This is a genomic window from Ammoniphilus soli (assembly GCF_040813775.1).
Genome location: NZ_JBEGDL010000002.1, coordinates 367492 through 387100, shown reverse-complemented (window position 1 = coordinate 387100; position 19609 = coordinate 367492). Strand labels below are relative to the sequence as shown.

The following is a 19609-nucleotide window of genomic DNA, read 5'->3' as shown; positions in this document are numbered from 1 at the left end:
ATGGTTTCGTTCTTCTTTAGGAGGCATCCGATTTCGCTGCGCGCTGGTGAAGGGCGGGCAAAGGAGTTTCTGTATTATAAGCGGGCTCCTCATGGAAGCTTAAGTCCAATCCCATTTGTTCATCTTCTTTGCTCACACGCAATGGAGTAAATAAGCTGATTACTTTTAAAATAATATAAGTTCCCGCCGTTGCCAGGACAATCGCTGTAGCCACACCGACTAACTGATGAAGAAGCTGTTCTGGGTTGCCATAGAGAAGTCCGTTGTTACCTGCGGGATTTACCGACTTTGTGGCGAAAATCCCAGTAGCAATGGCTCCCCATATTCCTCCAAGACCATGAATGCCGAAGGCATCCAGTGTGTCATCATATTTTAAGCGTCCCTTGACAAAATTAATTCCGAAGTAGCATACAGGTGCGGAGACTAAACCTATAATTAAAGCCGAAGGTACGGTAACGAAACCGGCAGCAGGTGTAATCCCCACGAGTCCTGCAATGGCACCCGTCGCCGCCCCGACAAGTGTTGGCCTTTTCCGTATTTTCCACTCTATCAAGAGCCATCCTAGTCCGCCCGCAGCAGCTGCCACTTGTGTATTGGCAAATGCGAGTGAAGTCACTTCCCCGGCAGCAAGTGCGCTTCCTGCATTAAATCCGAACCAGCCGAACCAAAGGGTGGCTGCACCAATTAAGAATAAGACAATATTGTGAGGTGCATGGCCTTTTTTTAGATGTTCAAATCTAGGACCGATAACTAAAGCTGCTGTAAGGGCACTTACACCGGACAGAATATGGACGACTGTACCGCCTGCAAAATCAAGTTCACCCATGGTGAATAGCCATCCCCCGCCCCATACCCAGTGAGCCATCGGGGCGTAGATGAAGGTAACCCACAAGCCAGAAAAGAGAACCCAAGCCGGAAAGGCAATCCTTCCGGCAATACCTCCGGAGATAATGGCCACGGTGATCGCTGCAAAAGCGCCTTGGAATATCGCGAAAATCGAGTGAGGAATGGTCAAAGTCCCGAATGCCGCCTCTCCCCCTACATTGTTAAACCCGAGGAAATCCAATCCCCCGATGAATCCTCCAATGTCTGTGCCGAAGGTGAAACTGTAACCCCAAAGTACCCAAACGATGGTAACAATCAGGAGACTGACGAAACTATGCATCATAGTTGACACAACATTACGTTCACTAACCAGTCCCCCGTAAAAGAGAGCAAGACCGGGAACATGCATGAAGATGACTATAGCCGTCGCAACAAACATCCATGTCGTATCTCCACTGTTAATGACTGGTGATGCTTCGGCAGCAAATGCACTAATTGGGCAAAGGACCAGAAAGATGGCAGCAAATAAAACTACTCTACTCATTTTGTACTTTCCTCCTCTTCGTGATATTAGATGAGATGAGTCCAAATATTAAGGAGTATGGTGGTGCACTCCATGACTGTTCATTTCTGGGTGAGAAGCAGGATTAATACTATAGAGGTTTATAGCTCCTGTTATTAAAAGGGGAATAATCATGGCAATGACGAAGGAGAAAGATGGCTTGGAGACTTGAATAGATATCTCTCGCTTCCTTTCCATTCTGTTAGCCATGAGAATTACAGCACTCATTGCAATAATATAAAGACTTTCCATAAACATCATCATCCATGCCGCTTGCATGGGTACAGTCAACATCTCCCCTAACATCGCTCCCATCATGCTGCCCATAAGGCTTGCAGAAATAGCTTCCGCTAATCCATGTACGCCAAATGGTTTTCCTATCGCATACGCTATCCCAAATCCTATAAGGATAGCCACTATCGTAGATACAGCTAAACTCCCTTGAAAGAGGAGCCCTAAAAGCAAGCCCATCATTAAACCATTGATCATTCCTAGGCTCATGGAAACCATTTTAGCCGTAACGGAGTGGACATGCTTACTTTTAGGATAAACGAACTGGATATAGACAACGACATAAGCTATGATGAGCAAAGAACCTAGGATCATTTGTTTTCTCCTCCCATCTTGCATTAATATAAGAAGGAGCGGGATGCTAATATCCCGACTCCCAGCTTTGGGTATAAATTCTAGCAATGGCAACTTGTTGCCTTTTTAGGTTTCGGGCGAGGCAGATCCAGCGCCGGGTTCCGATCAAAGAATCCAACGGGCTTTAACTGAAAGCTGATGTATGCCGTCGGCATAACCGGCCAATCCTCAGTTCGTGTGATATGATGATGACCCATTGTATACCAAACAACTATATCCTCATTCTCAATATTGCGGTTGGCTTCTGCATACTTGCTTAGGCCATCTCCCCCTTTATGCTGATTTGGATATTTCCCCGAAGCATACAGCTCTTCACGGTCGTACTGAGTTACATATAAATGATGTTTCAGGAAGGCTGCCCGCTTCATCAGGCTTGAATCAGCGCTAGCAAACGGCAAGCAATTTTCTCCTGTCATAATCTTGTATCCGACAGGCTGCCCAACGGCATTAAGCGAATTCGGATTGATGATTTTCCACGTGCGCTGCGTTTCAAGGTTCATGATTCGACGAGCTGCTTCTTCTGTTTTAAAGGTTGTTACTTCCGGATAGAAGGCATTATGATAAGGATTGTCCGATCCTGCCTTTTCCGCTACCGTATTGATCTCCTGTACGGAGTTCTTCATTCCATCCAACTGGGTATCCAGGCGGAAATTAAAGAAATGCTGATGGAACGGCGCATTCAGTTGCGGCGCAATCATGGTTCCATATTTTGATTTTTCCCCCTCCTCCAAGGCACCTGTATTCAGCATCCCAGTTAATTTCACTTCACACTCCAAAGTTCCATCCTGGTAGAAGGACCAGAAAAACCCGTAATCGTAATTGGCTACCGTGGCAAAGAAGGAAATGACAAGGCGACGAGAGCGGCGCACTTCCACTTCTTCCGTTCTCCAATCGGTGTGCTTCCAGGCAATGCCGTAATCTTCCTCGTGAAGGCAAATCGCATTAGGAATGGTCTTCACATTACCGCGGCTATCAGTCATTACAGCATCGAAATAACGGATTTCTCCAAGGCAGTCGCAGCCCAAAGTCAGGGAATTGGCCAATTGTCCCAATCCGTACTCACCGGCATCAAAAGCATTCTGCCGGTTATGGGCTGGGCTAGCGTCCGCATAAGGGACCACCATCTCCGCAAGAGAAGCACGGTAAAGCACCGGACGGACTTTTCCTTTATCTTCATAGCCTATCGTGTGAAGAACCAAGCCTTCGCGAGGAGTGAAGCTGAAACGGAAATCCCATTTCTGCCAGCGAATACGATGTCCTTCCACACTGAAGCTAGGGCCTTCCGGCTGGATAATCTCTAATGGCTTCAGATCCTTGCGCACTTCAATCGAGTCAGAAATATCCGGCGAATAATTTGCATCTGTCGGCGGAAGAGGCTTCACTGCGAAATCTTCGACTCGCAGAACTTCCATGGCGTTTAAATCGACCACAGCCACTAATCCGGTTAGCGGATAAGCGTAACCATTGTCATGGGGGAATTTTCGTACCCAGGCTAGGGCACGGGCGACCCTTTTCCCCTCGTCTTCCTCAATATTGAAATATCCAGCCGACCAGGGATCCACCATAACCAAATCTGGATCGGTGATGCCGCGTTTCAGCAAGGCAGCCTGGTATTCCGGATTTTCCTTCACCACTCTCTCGCATTCCTCGAACTCATCGAGCATGAAACTGGGCTGTACATCAGGGATGTATTCATAAGACGTTACTTCCCCATTCGTAATCGACACAACCGCTTCATATGTAAAACCAGTAGCATTGTCTAACAGTATGATAAAAGCTTCACGATCAATGGGATCTCCTTTTTTAAAGTTTAATACGACTTCTTTTAACGGCTCATTCAGCGTTACTTGAGCAAACCTTACTTTGGGACCCAAATTTTTCTTTTCTCGGATAATGGAAACGGCCTCTTGAATTTCCGCAACAGTTAACGGCTCTAATGGATGGAAAACCTGAATCTTTTCAGTTGTACTCATTGTCTAATCCTCCTCTTTAAGAATGAAATTGATTTCGTTGTGATAAATATATCCGCTTTTTTACCTTTTTCATTGTAAAAAACGAAACTATGTTATTTGTATGTCACAAAACCTAACAATTTTATAGAGAACAACTATAAAATAGGCAATAATCTCAATATTAGAACATTAGAAAGGGATGATTACTATGAAACAACAGAAAGCAACCGAAAACCATTACTTTCCTTTTCAACCCGAGATCCAATCCACAACAGATTTCTATAGAGAAGCAAAAAAAATAAAAGACCACGTAAATAAGGATGTTGCATTATTTTACCAATTTAACACCAATAAGCATTCCGTTGATTCCCTATCCCTTGTTCCTGACGGATGCTTTGATATCCTATTTTGTTGCGAGTCTGTTTTTCCCTCGGCTATCCTTTGGACGAGTCCATCGCAACGTAGAAAGCAGCCCAACCTCCTGCCTGGCTGCGAGTATTTTGGCGTACGTTTCTACCCTGAACAAAGTGCACTCAAACTCGAATCTCCTATGAAGGATTTAGTAGATCAGCAGATCCCTTTACTTGATGTTTTAAAGTGCGACTCTTCTATAATTGAACAAATTGGAACAAGCGGTTCTTTCACTGACCGGATCCAACTCTTTGAAAGCTTCTTAAATCAAAATCAACAGGAAGCAGGCTTTGATCAGAGAATCATTGATTATGCGATGGAAAAGATCTATTTAACGAAAGGAACTATAAATATAGGGGAATTATCGAGAGATATAGGGTATACGGAACAGTATGTACGGAGGAAATTCGAGGAATATATTGGTTTCTCGCCAAAGCAATTTTGCCAAATCGTAAAATTTCAAAACTCATTACATAGAATCCTTACATACGACGGAACGACTTTACTTGACGCCATTCATGAAAGTGGGTACTATGATCAACCGAGTTTCATTAAAGGTTTTAAAAAATTTGCCAACTTTACCCCAAAACAATATAGGGAATATTTGAATTGATCTAGAATTGGACCTGCGAGAAGAAAGATTCTGGAGAATGGAGGAACGTCCGCTGATTTTATCATTTTCCTATTAATTGATTAAATCAGCAGATGAACTACTCTAAAATAGGAATTAATCCATAGCTAGTTGCCTTTTTACAACGTCAATGAATTCTTTAATCGTATTAACACTCTGAGGAAAAAATGGCACATAGTCCAATGGCTTCACAAACGAAAGGAACTGTTCCGCAAAACGTAGGACCTCTTGGGCATATTCAGCCTTACTAATGATCCATTTTTGATATAATCGATACTCTCCGTTTACTCTTTCTTCAATCTCCATAATCTCTATCTTGTCTTCCGATAGATGTTGAACGATAAAAGAGTAGGCTTTACAATCGGGGTCCCCACATCCGCACACGAAAAAAGGCATGTCCTCCCATTGTTGAGACCACCGGTTAGGATGAACGTCAGCAAGGATACTTCTTACCAAAGAAGGAAGTCCAATATCGACACACTGTGTTTCATTGATTACTTGGTCATTATTGATAATTAAACAAACATCTCCTTGGATGATTTGCAAATCTGGATCAAAATCCAGGTTTGTAACGGTTAATTGAAACATGAACATCTCTCCTGATTCTTGTAATAACGAGTGAGCTTAAACCTCGGAGATTAAGGGCTTAATTAGAAAGATAAAGGAGAAATATTCCCTTATTTGAAAAAGATACATTAAAAGTATTCAAATAAGGGAATTTTTCTCTCTTATTTAGGTAAACCATTCAAAAAAATGGCCTCATCATTAGAATAATGGTAATTTCTTCCCTTAAATCCCTCTATTTTCTCTCATGAACCAAAATAGGGGAAAAAATCTTTCTTATTTTGAGATCTCAGATTGGTCTTAGCAGTTAATCGAGGACAGTCTCCTTTTTCCTGCATTTTATTCCGAATCTGCTCTTTTCCTGAAATAGCAAGAATTTCTCCTTATTATATTCCCTTCATTTCACGAACCCTTGGATAGACAGCTTGATTATGGGAGTTCAGCAATGCTTTCGCCTCTTCGAACCTTTCTTCGGCCAAGAGTGCGACAATTTGCTTATGCTCTTTTAAGGAAATCCTGATCGCTTCGTCTTTCATAAAAGCAATGGCTTGGAGCGACATTAACGGGCTAGCTAATCTAGAATACGCATTCTGAATAATTTCACTATGACTGGCTAAAATCAGCTGAAAGTGGAAATCATAATTTAATTTGGCATAGGCCTTTGTGTCCAATCCCTCTGTTCCCATTTCCTGAATGATCCTTCCCATCTGTTCAAGGCAAGCCCTCTGACTTTCGCCACTCATACGATCTATGGACATTAATTCCAGAAAATTCCTGATTTCTAAAATATCTCGCATCTCTTCAACAGTAAAGCCTTTTACTACCGTACCCCTTCTCGGGATCTTCTGTACATACCCTTCTAAATTCAACAAATAAAAGGCTTCCCGCACAGGGGCTCTGCTTGTTCCAAACATGTCCGAATATTTGGCTTCCACCAATTTGTCTCCAGACTTTATTTTCCCTTGCATTATTTCATCAATGATGCTTTCCTTGATGAGGTTGGGAAGCGCATGATTGTCGAGGGTCTTTTTTTCCATTGTCTCACCCTCCAAATGATCTATTATTCCCAATTATATCATATTCGTTTGAACCTAAGGATTTTTATTAAGACAAAATAAAGAAGGCAGACTCACCCTTTTTATAAATTAAGGCAAGTCTGACCTATTTATTGTCGATTGTCGACTATTTGACTAAAGCTTTATTACCCACAATCACTCCTTTTTCCTCAAAGCGCTCCATATCTTTTTCCGTGTAGCCAAGTTGCCTTAGAATCATTTCATTATGCTGGCCAAGCAATGGTGCAGGTTCATCTATAGAACCGGGATTTTTAGATAGTTTAATAGGAATACCGGGCACCATGATTCGTCCGGCTATCGGGTGCTCCTGATGGACAATCATCTCTCTCGCCTGTACTTGCGGGTGTTCTACAACTTTTTCCACATCATTTATCGGGCTCGCCGGGATCCCCGCTTCCTCAAAGATCGTCAACCATTCTTCCACTCGCTTGTGGCTAATGACTTCATTCATGATCGGCTCCAACGCATCCCAGTTATCGGTTCGATTCCCGTTTGTTTTGAAGCGGGCATCCTCGGCCAAATCCGCTCTTCCAACTGTAGAGCACCATTTCTTCCAAAGGGTATCGTTCCCAGCTGCCACGATAACATAGCCATCCGATGCTTTGAAAACGGAAAACGGCGTAATGGAAGGGTGGCGATTTCCCGTTGGCTTAGGAGAAGTACCAGAGACGGCATAACGGGCAATGGCATTTTCCAAGATCGCCACTTGGCAATCCAGCATGGAGACATCCACTTTTTGTCCCTTTCCCGTTTCCTTTCGCTTATTGAAAGCAGCTAGAATGCCGATCGTAGTGAATAAACCGGATGTAATGTCACCAACGGAAGCCCCTACTCTTGTAGGAGGGCCCTCTGGATCCCCTGTCAGGCTCATGATGCCCCCCATGCCCTGGACAATCAAATCATAGGCTGCTTTTTCCCTGTAGGGACCCGTATGACCGAAGCCTGAAGTTGCTGCGTAAATAAGGCCAGGGTTGATTTTTTCAAGTTCCTCGTAACCTAGGCCGAGTTTTTCCATGGTTCCTGGACGGAAATTTTCCAAAACGATGTCAGCATCCTTCACAAGCTTAAGGAAAATTTCTTTGCCTTCTTCCGTCTTCAGGTTCAGGGATAAACTCTTTTTATTTCGGTTCAGACTAATAAAGTAAACGCTCTCCCCATTGACAAATGGGCCAAATCCTCTTGAATCATCTCCCCCTTGCGTATTTTCGATTTTTATAATATCGGCTCCCAAATCGCCGAGAATCATTGATGCATAAGGACCAGCTAATACTCTCGTCAAATCCAGTACGCGTACACCTTCTAAAGCTTTTTCCATTTTTCTTCCTCTCCTCTTTTTTTGTATGATTTTATCCAAACAATGCCTTCGTCGCCAAGAATAATATCGATGGAGCCATCAAACATCCTAATCCAGTATAGAAAGTAGCCGTCATTGCCCCATAAGGAACCAGCTTGGGATCCGTCGCAGCCAACCCTCCGGCCACACCGCTTGTCGTGCCCATCAAACCGCCGAATACGATCGCGCTTCTAGGATTATCCAAGCCGATATATTTGGCAATGAATGGCGTTCCCACCATAACTAGAATCGATTTGACCAAACCTGCAGCAATACTTAAGGCCATGACTTCCGAACTGGCCCCGATCGCCGCTCCTGTTACTGGTCCAACAATATAAGTAACCGCTCCGGCTCCGATCGTGGTCAAGCTTACGGCATCCGTATAGCCGAAACTGAAGGCGACCAAGACACCAACCAGGAAAGAGACGACAACACCCAAGAACAAGGAGATGACACCGCTTATCCCCGCTTTCTTCACTTCATCAAAGCTAGCCCCAAAGGCTGTGGAAACAATAGCCAAATCGCGAAGCATCCCTCCGCCCATCAACCCGATTCCGGAAAACATTTGCAGGTCAGCCAGGCCCTTATTCCCTCCTGTCGTGATTCCGCCCAGATAGGCCAATATTAACCCAAGAATAATCGCAATGGCTGATCCATGAATCCTTCCCTTGGTCAGCTTTTCCGATATGATGTAAGACAGGTACATCGTAATTCCAACTACGGCAAAGGCAGTAATGAGACCATTTTTTTCAAGAATTCCAATGAGAGCTTCCATTATGCCTCCTTGACCTCCTTCCATTCGCTTAATGCATTTTCTTCTTTCTTCAATCCGATCTTAGCTACAACGGGTACCAAGGCAAAGCTGACTACAGTTGCCAACACCCCGGCTAAGATGGCCACAGGCCCCCCCTTGACTGCCGCCACGACATTCTGTCCTGCTGTCATGGCGATCACGATCGGAATATACATTGCACTCCAAAACGCGATTCCTTCCTGCGACTTCACGGCTAGTTTCTTTTTCTTAGTTAAATAATCTACAAGCAAAACGAGCATTAACATGGCGATCCCTACTCCGCCGACATTCGAATCGACGCCAACCATCTGTCCCAGCAGATCCCCTAAAAAAATGCCGACTAACATGCAACCCGATAGCAAAGCAACTCCATAAATAACCAACTTTCATCACCTCTAGCTTTAATCACCTTGCTATGCTCGTTATGATTCCGCTTACAATAGAAGCAAAAAAGATAATGCAGAGAATTTCTGCCACCCTATTTTTTATTTAATCTTTTTTATTTAAATTTTGGTTTCCTCTTTTCAGTAAAAGCAAGGCATCCTTCCGGAAAATCTGTCGGATCAACATAGCTCCAGGGAATTTCAGGCCGCCATTCACATAGCTCAACCGCCTTTTTTGCCGCTTTCAAAGATGCAGTGGACTGGCGCATGATCGTATGTGCCAAGTTTAAGACAGTGCGATCTAAATGATCATTTTCCACTAATTGATTCAGAAGTCCGATTTGGTAAGCTTCTTCGGCATGGTATATTTTTCCTATGTATACCAGTTCCTTTGCGCGGCTGGGACCGATCTCTCTTACGATTCGCCTCATGAAAGAGGGGCCTAGCGTAATCCCGAGGCGTCCTACTGGAATTCCCATTCTTGTGTTAGCCGTACCGATACGCAAGTCACATGCTAGAGACAATACGAAGCCGGCACCCATGGCAGGGCCATCAATAGCACCAATCACTGGAATGGAAAGGTTTTCAAAAGCAGAAATCGCTTCTTCCATCATTTGAAACGCAGCATCAGCGTCACCAAGAGACATTGCAGAGAATTCTTTAATATCCGATCCTGCCGTAAACTGGCCTGCAGTCCCTCGCAAAATCACCACTTTGATCTTATTGGACTGACTTATTTGCTTACCAATCTCAGCTAATTCTTTCCACATACCTGCTTTAAGAGCGTTTCGGGAAGCTGAACGGTTCAGCGTTACAATGGCTATTTTAGAGGTCTGCTGGAAAGTTATTTTACCATCCTCTACTCTCTTAATAAGAACTTGCATCAGGGTCACTCCTCCACTTAACTGACGTATTTCTTATTGGCACCAAACACAAGGGCGTGTAGATCACCTCTTTCATTAAAGTCGATTGTCGACAATTTGATAATACCAATAATGGTGATTTTAGTCAATATTTTCTCACAAATATAAATTATAAATATTTCGACCTTTTCACTCCTTTTTCGACACTAAGGTTAATATACAATACAAAAGGGCGTTCCCGAACGGGAACGCCAAGTTAACTCTCACATAAACCGTATCAAGGAAGTTATCCACATTATACCACGGTATCCACAATTTGATAAGTGTAAGATGACAGTAGTCCATTCATGGTATATAATGGAATAGCCAAGTACATAGCAGTACAGGGTTGAGAGATTGGTGTTTGCCTTCCAGATAAAACTGGAAGGCATTTTTTTCTATCTAAACTTCATTTATTTGCTAGGCGACAGAACCACTTGTCCGATCGGAGGAGAAACGATTTCTCCGTTTTTCATGACGGTTTGTCCCCTCACGATGGTTGCAACGGGATAACCTGTAACCTCTACTCCCTCATATCCGGTATTTTGGGAACGACTATGCAGATTTTCCTTTCTAATGGTTACTTTTTTTTCCATGTCGACGATGGTGAAGTCGGCATCGGTTCCAATCGCTAAAGATCCCTTTTGCGGGTAGATTCCATATTGTTTTGCTGGATTTTCAGAGCAAAGCGCCACAACTTGCTGGAGAGTTAGTTTTCCTTCCGATACGGCATTCAATAAAAGAGGCACCATGGTTTCGACGCCAACCATACCTGCTGGAATCGACCATAAATCCCCTGTCTTCTCTTCAATGGTATGTGGAGCATGATCGGAACAAACTACGGTGAGTACCCCGTCTTGAATTCCTTTCCAAATGCGTTCTTGATCTTCCCGATACTTAATGGGCGGATAGATCTTCATCATAGGTCCCACACGGTCGTAATCCTCGTTACTTAGGAACAGATATTGCGGGCAGGTTTCAGCTGTGATTGGCAGCCCCTCCCGCTGGGCCTGTTCAATGACATCGACAGAGCCCCCGGCACTTACATGGAGGATATGAAGCCTAGCTCCGGTTGATTTAGCAAAAGCGATTCCAGTGGATACGGTGACGGTTTCCGCCAATGGGGGTCTGCCTTCCAAGAACGCATTATAATCCGTACGGCCGCTTTCTAGGACTTTTTCGGTTAAAGACTGAATCAGATCATTGTTTTCCGCATGAATCGCAAAGATTTTCCCCGTTTTAGCCACTTCATCGAAAATGAGGTAGACTTCTCCATCATGCAGCGGTGGAATGACATCCGGCATACCCGGCGTGTAATTATAGGCTAATTCAAACGTCTGGCTGTTGATCGCATACCCCCAGAAGAATTTGAACCCGATAACGCCAGCTTCATTCAGGCTTTGAATATGGTGAAGATTAAGCTTACCCAAGCAGATGGCCCATAATCCAAAGTCGACATGAGCTTTCGGGGTTAAGTTTTCAATCTGTGCATGAAAGTTTTCAACACTGTTAACCGTCCTCTTTGTATTTGGCATTTCAAAGACGGTAGTAATTCCGCCTGCTGCCGCGGCTTGCGTAGACGTAAAAAAATCCTCTTTATAAGTTGGTCCCGGATCGCGGGAGTGAATATGCGTATCCATTAGACCAGGGAGGACATAAAGGCCCTTTGCATCAGTTTCTTCCCTGGCTTCCCCCTCTAATCGTTCCTTGGAAATGGCTGCAATTTTACCATCCTTTATGTATACATCAGCTTCAAACATGTTCTGTGGAGACACAAGAACGCCGTTGCGAATGACATGATCCCACTTCATTTTATTTCCACCTTTCCGTTTGCTATTAGTCATTATTACATCATGTGATCCATAACGCAATGAAATCCTGATATTTGTTTTCCTTCCTAATATTTATCTCATTGTTTATTCCATGGTTTCGTATTAATATAAACTATATATAATTTAGATAAAATTGTTCTTGTATCAAGATGAATAGAGAGAGGGAAGAGAATGGAGCTGCGTCAATTAAGATATTTTATGGAAGTCGCCGAGCGGGAACATGTATCAGAAGCGGCTGAACATCTTCAAGTCGCACAATCAGCCATCAGCCTGCAGATTTCGAAACTGGAAGCGGAGCTGGGGGTCACTTTATTTGAAAGAATAGGGAGAAATGTAAAGCTAACGCCCATCGGGAAAATTTTTTTAATCCATACGAAAACAGCCATTAAAGCGATTGATTTTGCTAAGGAGCAGATTGACGAATACCTTGATCCTGAACATGGAACGATTAAGATTGGCTATCCGACAAGCCTAGCCAGCTATTTGCTGCCCACTGTCGTATCTGCTTATAAAGCAGAGCACCCGAACGTTTCCTTTCACTTGCGTCAGGGCTCCTACTCCTATCTGATGGATGCGGTCAAAAATGGAGAGATAAACTTGGCTTTCATTGGACCTGTTCCGAAAAAAGCACCGGACATTGAAGCAGATATTTTATTTACCGAAAGCTTCTCTGCACTTGTCCCCGCGGACCATCCGTTGTCTGACCGGAAGAGCTTGTCGCTTATTGAATTGCAGGATGATCCCTTCGTATTATTTCCTAAAGGGTATATTTTGCAAAAAATTGTGGTAGAGGCATGTGAGCAAGCTGGCTTTTTGCCCAACATCGCGTCAGAGGGAGAAGACATGGATGCCCTAAAAGGTCTTGTGTCAGCGGGCATCGGAGTAACGCTTTTGCCAGAAAGCACATTTTACGACGCCACCCCTCGCTTTACCTCAAAAATCCCAATCGATGCCCCGCAGGTGAGACGGAACGTAGGCATCATCACGCCCAAGAACCGAGACTTGGCGCCATCTGAAATGCGCTTTTATCAGTTTGTCAAAAAGTTTTTCTCAATGCTCGAGCAATATCAATAATGGAATAAACCAGGCAGCCATGGAAAAATTAATCCATATCGGTTAATTTGGAGGATGTATAAAATGAACCAACGTTTCCGTCCATGGCTTTGCTTATGTCTATCGCTCCTCTTGACAGCTTGCGCGTCGGATCCACAGCCGCAGGCTCAAACCTACGCTTCGTAAACAAGGGATAGATTTTGTTCCAGTAACTAGGTTGTTAGATATACCTAACAAGAGGTAGCCGCCAACTTGGTCTCAAAAGTAGTTAAGTTTAGGTGGAGCCAATAGTATAACTGGAAATTCTCCACGTACAATAAAAATTTATGAGATTTCAGATGAGATAGTTGGAAATTCCCCTGGCTAATCACGATAAAGACTCGGTTTTGGATCGTTTTATCGATGATAAGTGGACTTTTTCCAACTATCCCCTTAATCTTTTCTTCATTTTAAGACATAAGTGGAGTTTTTCCATTAAGGTATCTGGATGAACCAACTGTCAGGACAGCCTCTCTTCGTTACCAACGGAGCGAAACCAAGACTTCAATAACTGCCTTTTCATCCGCAAATGGCAGTCCCCAATCCTTAACCTCCCTTTTAAGCCCTTCCCATGTTCCAAATCCCCGAACAAATCCATTTAACCGGGCTGTTAAGGTTGATTGAACAAAATCCGCGTGATTGGGATACAGGCTGATTAATGTTTGTGTAGCCGCTTTGAATTTTTTCAAATAGTATTTTTGATGATAATCCTCTGCTATAAAAAAGCCTGCATACTGCATCATTTCTGTCTGGATCTCTCCGCCCAAGGTTTGTTCCCACTCCGTTTTTTTTATTAGTGCTTGCTCTTCTTGGGAGGAGTTATGAATAAAAAGAATGGATCGGTATTGTCTGGATCGGTCCTGTCGAAGCGAGTTGTGGTTGCTCCAAAAGAGGTCCAATAGTTCATTAAAAGTTATTTGATTAGGGTCATACTCCATTTCAACCGTTTCCGAATGGTCTCCCATCTTTCGATAGGTAGGGCTGGGGATCGAACCGCCAGCGTAGCCCACGCGAGTGCGGATCACACCGGGAAGATGCCCGAACCGGGCATCAGGGCCCCAGAATCAGCCCATAGCAAAGGTTGCCGTCTCTATCTGACGAACCGTTTTGGTAAAATACTTCGCAGATATCATGTATTCCCTCCTTATAGTTAGGTTGACCAAGTCCCTTATTTCCTATTTAATAGTTTATAATAATAGGAATGAAAGTTCCTAAACTATTATAGAGGAGCGAAGAAGGAAGGATTTTTTATGAAACAAAATATCAGCATGGAAACCCACCGATCACAGATGGAAACCATTCTCTTAGTTGCTGGAATCATCTTCGTCGCTTCCAATCTTCGAGCACCGATCACTGCTCTTGGGCCGCTTATAGGTTCTATTATCGACGAGACGCACTTGTCCAATTCGTCCGCAGGGATGCTTACGACCCTACCGCTGCTAGCTTTTGCTGCCCTTTCCCTACTTGCACCCAAGCTGGCTCGTCTGTTTGGTATAGAAAGGATTCTTTTTTCCAGCTTGCTATTATTGTGTTTGGGTATCTTTCTCCGATCCGTACCGTCTCTGCCGCTATTATTCATAGGGACGGCCCTGATTGGACTAGCAATCGCTATCGGGAATGTATTGCTTCCCAGCCTGATCAAAAGAGATTTTCCCCATCGCGTTGGATTATTGACTGGAATTTATACGATGTCCATGAGCATTTGGGCAGCGATTGCATCTGGGGTTAGTATCCCGATTTCACAGGGACTTGGTTTAGGCTGGAGAAATGCCTTACTGATTTGGGGAATACTTACACTAATGGCCGTTGCCGTTTGGCTCCCTCTGGTGCGCTCACGCCGTCAGCTAACCCAGCAAGGAAGCACAGGCAGCGAATTAAATCTATGGTTTTCTAAGGTTTCATGGCAGGTCACCTTTTTTATGGGACTGCAGTCCATCGGTTTTTACTCAACGATTGCCTGGCTTCCTGAAGTGCTGCACGACAGGGGGATTAGTCTTGCTACTGCAGGCCTGATGCTTTCGATCATGCAATTTGTCAGTCTTCCCGTCACCTTCATCGTCCCATTGCTGGCTGGGCGTCTTCCTCACCAACGAGGAATAGTTGCGATAACAGGGCTTCTCTTCTTGATCGGCTATGCTGGACTGATCTATGGAGGAGCATCTTTGATTAAGCTATCTATCCTGGTGATCGGACTTGGTCAAGGAGCAAGCATTAGCCTAGCCCTCACCATGTTTGGACTGCGTACATCAAATGCCAGAGAGGCAGCAGAATTATCAGGGATGGCTCAATCCATTGGCTATCTGCTTGCAGCCATAGGGCCTGTGTTATTCGGTCTTTTCCATGATCTCACCGACTCCTGGATCGTTTCCCTGCTCTTCCTCCTTGCGGCAAGCCTACTTCAATTTTTGGCTGGACTTGGTGCAGGGCGCAATGTCAAAGTGTCGCAGGAACAAAGAGAAAAAGCCGCCTGATCCGTCGGACAATACTTAAAGATTGATAACCTAATAATTTTGTATTAAGATTATTCTGATCCGAAAGTCACTAATCGTGATACATTTCAGTGAACACAATCAAGCAGCAATGGCGAGTATCGCCATTCACCTCTTGATGCACATGTTTTTTTATAAATCATTTTAAGGAACTAATAAGGAGACAACCATGGAATTTATTAGCACACGAGGCAAGATACAAAAGATTGGATTTGTAGATACCGTTTTAATGGGACTAGCCGATGACGGAGGGCTTTTGATCCCTAGTCATATCCCACAAATCCCTGCATCAAAGCTCAAGGAAATGGAAAAGCTGTCCTATCAGGAATTGGCATATGAAGTTTTCTCCTATTTTACCAATGATGAGATTCCGCAAAACGACCTGAAGGAACTCATTAAGGAAAGCTACTCCACCTTCCGTGATCCTGAAGTGACGCCAGTTCGAAAAATTAACGACAATTTGTATGTGATGGAACTGTTCCACGGACCTACCTTCGCATTCAAAGATATTGCCTTGCAGTTTTTGGGTAATTTGTATTCGTATATTTCCAAAAAGGAAAACAAAATCATTCATATTCTCGGAGCTACCTCAGGGGATACAGGGGCATCGGCGATCGAAGGCGTAAGATCCAAAGAAGGCATTCGCATCTGCATCTTGCACCCTCATCAAAAGGTCAGCAAAGTACAGGAATTGCAAATGACTACGGTTCAAGATGAAAATGTTTTAAATCTTTCTGTTCACGGAACGTTTGATGATTGTCAGAGAATTATTAAAGAATTGTTCGCGGATGTGGATTTCAAAAACAAATATCATCTTCGGGCTATCAACTCGATCAATTTTGCCCGGATTTTAGCCCAAACCGTTTATTATTTCTATGCTTATTTCCGAGTCAAAGACCAAGCAGCGGGCAAGAGCGTGAATTTCAGTGTTCCGACCGGAAACTTTGGGGACATCTTTGCGGGTTACCTTGCCAAAAGAATGGGCCTTCCCATCGGAAAGCTTATCCTTGCTACGAATGAAAACAACATTTTGGAACGCTTTGTCCAAGAAGGCGTCTATATGCCGGGACAATTCCACAGTACTTATAGTCCTTCAATGGATATCCAAGTGGCAAGCAATTTCGAACGCTATCTTTACTATTTGGTTGGTGAGGATTCAGAGATGGTATCTTCACTTATGGAAACATTCAAGAAAGATGGAAAGATTACAATAAGCAATGACCTTCTTGATAAGGTAAAAGAAGATTTTGCGGCCTACGGCGTTATGGGAGACCAATGTTTATCTACCATCAGCAAGTACTATAAAGAGTCCGATTATTTACTTGATCCGCATACAGCCTGCGGAATTGCAGCCTACGAGAAATGCAATGAATCCGATGAGGTGTGCGTGACTCTTGCGACCGCCCACCCGGCCAAGTTTAACGAATCCATTGAACGCTGCGATATCGAACAAACCTATCCAGAAGAAATTAAACAACTCTTCGATAAGCCTCAGGTTCAGAAAATTGTAGATGCAGACAATGATGAGATAGCCCGTGAGCTTGAGAGATTCTTTAGTTAATGTTAAGTATCCCAATAGCCAACTAAAAATAAGCAGCCAACTCGCAGAGAGATTGGCTGCTTTTCCTTTAAGGAGTAGCTGCTTCCTATTTCCTAATACTAGTTCCATATTACCATTTTGTGGACAAAGTGGAATTTAGCGGACAGATATCCTGTCCACATTTCGAATGGTTTCCTAAATAAGCTGATCGTTCATAAATCAGACAAGGAGGACCATTGAAATGATACCACCAGTAAGCTATGTACCAAATATCTGGGATTTGCTATCGAAGGTTCATCCCATTGAACCTAAAGCTGTACAGCGTCCAAAGAGGAATGGCAGTTCTCCCGTCTCCACTAAGCAGCAACCAAATATCCCGGACCCCGTATTAGGAAAAATCATTGATATCAGAATTTAATTTATATAAAAAAAAGATAACACGGTGCTTGAACCGCGCTATCTTTTTTTTATAGGGTTAGCATTTAATTAACGACAGGTAAAGAAATGTGGGAAGGATAAACTTCATTATGATAAATCGTGTTTCTGGCTACTAACAAATCTTGTTCTTGATCGGTCCCGATGGGATTCCCTGTATTGGCATTCCGGTCAAAGCGCGGGAAATTGCTGCTTGCCACTGCTACGCGCACACGGTGGCCTTTCTTGAAGGTATGGCTAGTATTTCCTAAATCTATTTCAAAACGGTAGATGCGACCGGGCTCCATAAAAACTTCATGATGCTGCCCATCCCGGAAACGGGCTCTAATAATCCCATCTGTAATAAGATCAGATGAACCATCAGGATCCACATCGGTCAAGCGGACTACGAAGTCTGTATCTTTCCGATCTGATGATGCATATACCGTAGCCGTTATTTTTCCTGTGACGGCAACATCCTTGGTCAAAATTGGGGTGGTATACGTAAGGTTTCCTTTTTCCGCTTCCCTCTGGTCTTTGGGACCTGGCATTCCGCTTTTCCCTTGGATGTTCATGCTGGAGAACAGCAATTGGCCGCCTATGGTAAGGGTCGGATTCTTCGGATCATAGGTGTAGGCATCAGATTTTTCCATCGATTTCGGCTTTGCCCACGTCAATCTTCCATTATTTAAGGAATCCGATGCGGTTGTTCCTTTGCCTCCGCTATGGAAATAGACTTTTGTTTTTGTAGCCGGAATCGGCCAAGCATCCGCCTGCTGCCATTGATTGTTTCCCATATTGAAATAGCGTACAGGCTTCTCGTCCATAATGCCATTATCGATCCCTTTTAGCCAATAGTCAAACCATCGCTTCATTTCACCGGAGATGCTTACTTCATCCCCATCAATCAGCTTGCTGTTACCCATGTTTTGGTGATGCCAGGGTCCCATTAAAAGCTTTTGGTTTCCCCGTGCGCCCTTAGCTCCATGCTTTTGAAGACCAGCAAAGTTTTTAATTGTTCCTTCGCGGAACACATCATACCAGCCTCCCACATGGTAAGCAGGGATAGTACTATTCTTATATTTCAATGTAATATCCATATCATCGAAAAATCCATCTTTAATATAATGCTTAAAGTCCAGATTATAATCTGGGGCACCTGATTTATAATTCTTGCTTAACGTTGGGAATTCACGGAGCGGCAAATACCAGAATAAGCCATCCGGACCAGGGAGATCGCTCCAGGCTCTAGAAACCGCTTGATATTCGGGGCTGGAACGGCCGAATTTCTTTCCGGTATCCGCTACATTTTGACCTGCTCTCCATACTTGAGCTAACTCCTGGCGATAAGCACCGCCTTGGAACAACGTTTCTTCATACATTTTGGCAGGTGCAGCCATAATGAACATGGCCTTCAAGTAAGGTGAATCCGAATCCAACATGAGTGTTTGGTTGATCCCTTTAGCGGAGATGCCAAACATCCCAACCTTTGCATTGCTCCATTCTTGCTGAGAAATCCATGTGAGGGTATCCTCCCCGTCTTCAGCGGCATTCATGAACGGACGCGGGTCCCCCTCCGAATGAAATCTCCCTCTCGCATCTTGAACAACCACCGCGTATCCGTACTTGGGAAACTTCAATCCGTAGGATTTGGAGTCACCCAGTCGGGTTGTTCCATCTTTATTTTTTTGAAAAGCACCGCTTTGATACGGTGTCCGCGTAAGAAGAACAGGGTATTTCCCTGGTGCTTTTGGCCTGTACACTTTGGCCGCAAGTTTTATGCCATCTCTCATTGGAATCCAAACATCTTCAATAAGAATATCCTGATTTTCTCCCACTTCTGCGTAAAGGGTAGCGGAAGGAAAAATACAAGTCACTATAAGCGTCACGAACAATATATAGTTGAGCCACTTATGACTTTCCAGAAATCTCATCTGCTCTCCTCCTTGCATGATCGTGAATTCAACGGTCTATACAATTATAGAGACAGAACGCATCTAGATAAATGGCATCCTATTGGGAGTCAATCCTTATTTTTCTTGATCAAACGCGCCATCCTTGTTCGTCCTTATTACAAAGAATGCACAATAAAATAACACCAGCATATAGTACTATTATCCAAAACACTCCATTTAGGGCCGACTCCTTTGCCGGCCCTCTTTCAT

17 protein-coding genes and 1 pseudogene are annotated in these 19609 nt (G+C 43.8%); 5 read left to right on the top strand and 13 right to left on the bottom strand.

Going from position 1 to position 19609, the window contains the following annotated elements:
- Window positions 1-16 precede the first annotated feature (16 nt).
- The 3 genes from ABLT31_RS06655 to ABLT31_RS06645 form a co-directional block, all read right to left on the bottom strand.
- Window positions 17-1288: an ammonium transporter gene (locus ABLT31_RS06655; protein ID WP_367750245.1), complete on the bottom strand. Its 1272-nt coding sequence runs from the start codon at window positions 1286-1288 to the stop codon at window positions 17-19.
- Between the two features lie 129 nt (window positions 1289-1417).
- Window positions 1418-1993, bottom strand: coding sequence for a hypothetical protein (locus ABLT31_RS06650; protein ID WP_367749932.1), 576 nt, complete (start codon window positions 1991-1993; stop codon window positions 1418-1420).
- An 80-nt stretch (window positions 1994-2073) separates the two neighbouring features.
- A complete protein-coding gene (locus ABLT31_RS06645) occupies window positions 2074-4005 on the bottom strand; it encodes a primary-amine oxidase (RefSeq protein ID WP_367749931.1) in 1932 nt (643 codons plus the stop codon).
- A 187-nt stretch (window positions 4006-4192) separates the two neighbouring features.
- Here ABLT31_RS06645 and ABLT31_RS06640 point away from each other — a divergent pair, with 187 nt between their 5' ends.
- The gene (locus ABLT31_RS06640; protein WP_367749929.1) at window positions 4193-5008 is read left to right on the top strand and encodes a helix-turn-helix domain-containing protein; all 816 of its coding nucleotides are present in this window, start codon (window positions 4193-4195) and stop codon (window positions 5006-5008) included.
- A gap of 114 nt (window positions 5009-5122) precedes the next feature.
- Here ABLT31_RS06640 and ABLT31_RS06635 read toward each other — a convergent pair whose 3' ends face one another.
- From ABLT31_RS06635 to allB, 7 genes are all read right to left on the bottom strand, one after another.
- Window positions 5123-5614 carry a hypothetical protein gene (locus ABLT31_RS06635; RefSeq protein ID WP_367749927.1) on the bottom strand — a complete coding sequence of 164 codons (492 nt, stop codon included), beginning with the start codon at window positions 5612-5614 and terminating at the stop codon, window positions 5123-5125.
- A gap of 362 nt (window positions 5615-5976) precedes the next feature.
- Window positions 5977-6627 carry a GntR family transcriptional regulator gene (locus ABLT31_RS06630; protein ID WP_367749926.1) on the bottom strand — a complete coding sequence of 217 codons (651 nt, stop codon included), beginning with the start codon at window positions 6625-6627 and terminating at the stop codon, window positions 5977-5979.
- A 145-nt stretch (window positions 6628-6772) separates the two neighbouring features.
- Complete coding sequence (locus tag ABLT31_RS06625; RefSeq protein WP_367749924.1) at window positions 6773-7981, bottom strand: CaiB/BaiF CoA transferase family protein; 1209 nt, start codon at window positions 7979-7981, stop codon at window positions 6773-6775.
- 31 nt (window positions 7982-8012) lie between these two features.
- Window positions 8013-8774, bottom strand: coding sequence for a malonate transporter subunit MadM (gene madM / locus ABLT31_RS06620; protein ID WP_367749922.1), 762 nt, complete (start codon window positions 8772-8774; stop codon window positions 8013-8015).
- Window positions 8774-9175 (bottom strand): malonate transporter subunit MadL, encoded by a 402-nt coding sequence (madL, locus tag ABLT31_RS06615; protein WP_367749920.1) that lies wholly within the window; start codon window positions 9173-9175, stop codon window positions 8774-8776. Before madL ends, madM begins: the two co-directional genes overlap by 1 nt.
- Before the next feature lie 116 nt (window positions 9176-9291).
- Window positions 9292-10059 (bottom strand): enoyl-CoA hydratase/isomerase family protein, encoded by a 768-nt coding sequence (locus ABLT31_RS06610; protein ID WP_367749918.1) that lies wholly within the window; start codon window positions 10057-10059, stop codon window positions 9292-9294.
- Window positions 10060-10490: 431 nt separating this feature from the next.
- Window positions 10491-11888, bottom strand: coding sequence for an allantoinase AllB (gene allB, locus ABLT31_RS06605; protein ID WP_367749916.1), 1398 nt, complete (start codon window positions 11886-11888; stop codon window positions 10491-10493).
- Window positions 11889-12080: 192 nt separating this feature from the next.
- On the opposite strand from allB, the gene ABLT31_RS06600 reads away from it, so the two are divergent.
- Window positions 12081-12983, top strand: a complete 903-nt coding sequence (locus ABLT31_RS06600) for a LysR family transcriptional regulator (RefSeq protein ID WP_367749914.1) — start codon at window positions 12081-12083, stop codon at window positions 12981-12983.
- A gap of 28 nt (window positions 12984-13011) precedes the next feature.
- Here ABLT31_RS06600 and ABLT31_RS06595 read toward each other — a convergent pair whose 3' ends face one another.
- Both ABLT31_RS06595 and ABLT31_RS06590 read right to left on the bottom strand, forming a co-directional pair.
- Window positions 13012-13152 carry a hypothetical protein gene (locus tag ABLT31_RS06595; protein WP_367749912.1) on the bottom strand — a complete coding sequence of 47 codons (141 nt, stop codon included), beginning with the start codon at window positions 13150-13152 and terminating at the stop codon, window positions 13012-13014.
- Window positions 13153-13480: 328 nt separating this feature from the next.
- Window positions 13481-14053 (bottom strand): annotated as a pseudogene (locus ABLT31_RS06590) (peptide-methionine (S)-S-oxide reductase); the annotation flags it as partial.
- A gap of 198 nt (window positions 14054-14251) precedes the next feature.
- Here ABLT31_RS06590 and ABLT31_RS06585 point away from each other — a divergent pair.
- The 3 genes from ABLT31_RS06585 to ABLT31_RS06575 all read left to right on the top strand — a co-directional run bounded on the left by ABLT31_RS06585 (window position 14252) and on the right by ABLT31_RS06575 (window position 17448).
- Window positions 14252-15472, top strand: coding sequence for a CynX/NimT family MFS transporter (locus tag ABLT31_RS06585; protein ID WP_367749910.1), 1221 nt, complete (start codon window positions 14252-14254; stop codon window positions 15470-15472).
- A gap of 187 nt (window positions 15473-15659) precedes the next feature.
- Window positions 15660-17051, top strand: a complete 1392-nt coding sequence (gene thrC, locus ABLT31_RS06580; protein ID WP_367749908.1) for a threonine synthase — start codon at window positions 15660-15662, stop codon at window positions 17049-17051.
- Window positions 17052-17271: 220 nt separating this feature from the next.
- Window positions 17272-17448, top strand: a complete 177-nt coding sequence (locus tag ABLT31_RS06575; protein WP_367749906.1) for a hypothetical protein — start codon at window positions 17272-17274, stop codon at window positions 17446-17448.
- Window positions 17449-17512: 64 nt separating this feature from the next.
- On the opposite strand, the gene ABLT31_RS06570 is transcribed toward ABLT31_RS06575, so the two are convergent.
- Complete coding sequence (locus ABLT31_RS06570) at window positions 17513-19378, bottom strand: CocE/NonD family hydrolase (RefSeq protein ID WP_367749904.1); 1866 nt, start codon at window positions 19376-19378, stop codon at window positions 17513-17515.
- Window positions 19379-19609 lie beyond the last annotated feature (231 nt).

What these genes read in the sequence shown, in the direction of transcription:
- ABLT31_RS06650 (WP_367749932.1), bottom strand. Translation starts at nt 1,993, where the DNA reads ATGATCCTAGGTTCTTTGCTCATCATAGCTTATGTCGTTGTCTATATC.
- ABLT31_RS06645 (WP_367749931.1), bottom strand. Translation starts at nt 4,005, where the DNA reads ATGAGTACAACTGAAAAGATTCAGGTTTTCCATCCATTAGAGCCGTTA.
- ABLT31_RS06640 (WP_367749929.1), top strand. Translation starts at nt 4,193, where the DNA reads ATGAAACAACAGAAAGCAACCGAAAACCATTACTTTCCTTTTCAACCC.
- ABLT31_RS06635 (WP_367749927.1), bottom strand. Translation starts at nt 5,614, where the DNA reads ATGTTTCAATTAACCGTTACAAACCTGGATTTTGATCCAGATTTGCAA.
- ABLT31_RS06630 (WP_367749926.1), bottom strand. Translation starts at nt 6,627, where the DNA reads ATGGAAAAAAAGACCCTCGACAATCATGCGCTTCCCAACCTCATCAAG.
- ABLT31_RS06625 (WP_367749924.1), bottom strand. Translation starts at nt 7,981, where the DNA reads ATGGAAAAAGCTTTAGAAGGTGTACGCGTACTGGATTTGACGAGAGTA.
- madM (WP_367749922.1), bottom strand. Translation starts at nt 8,774, where the DNA reads ATGGAAGCTCTCATTGGAATTCTTGAAAAAAATGGTCTCATTACTGCC.
- ABLT31_RS06610 (WP_367749918.1), bottom strand. Translation starts at nt 10,059, where the DNA reads ATGCAAGTTCTTATTAAGAGAGTAGAGGATGGTAAAATAACTTTCCAG.
- allB (WP_367749916.1), bottom strand. Translation starts at nt 11,888, where the DNA reads ATGAAGTGGGATCATGTCATTCGCAACGGCGTTCTTGTGTCTCCACAG.
- ABLT31_RS06600 (WP_367749914.1), top strand. Translation starts at nt 12,081, where the DNA reads ATGGAGCTGCGTCAATTAAGATATTTTATGGAAGTCGCCGAGCGGGAA.
- ABLT31_RS06585 (WP_367749910.1), top strand. Translation starts at nt 14,252, where the DNA reads ATGAAACAAAATATCAGCATGGAAACCCACCGATCACAGATGGAAACC.
- thrC (WP_367749908.1), top strand. Translation starts at nt 15,660, where the DNA reads ATGGAATTTATTAGCACACGAGGCAAGATACAAAAGATTGGATTTGTA.
- ABLT31_RS06575 (WP_367749906.1), top strand. Translation starts at nt 17,272, where the DNA reads ATGATACCACCAGTAAGCTATGTACCAAATATCTGGGATTTGCTATCG.
- ABLT31_RS06570 (WP_367749904.1), bottom strand. Translation starts at nt 19,378, where the DNA reads ATGAGATTTCTGGAAAGTCATAAGTGGCTCAACTATATATTGTTCGTG.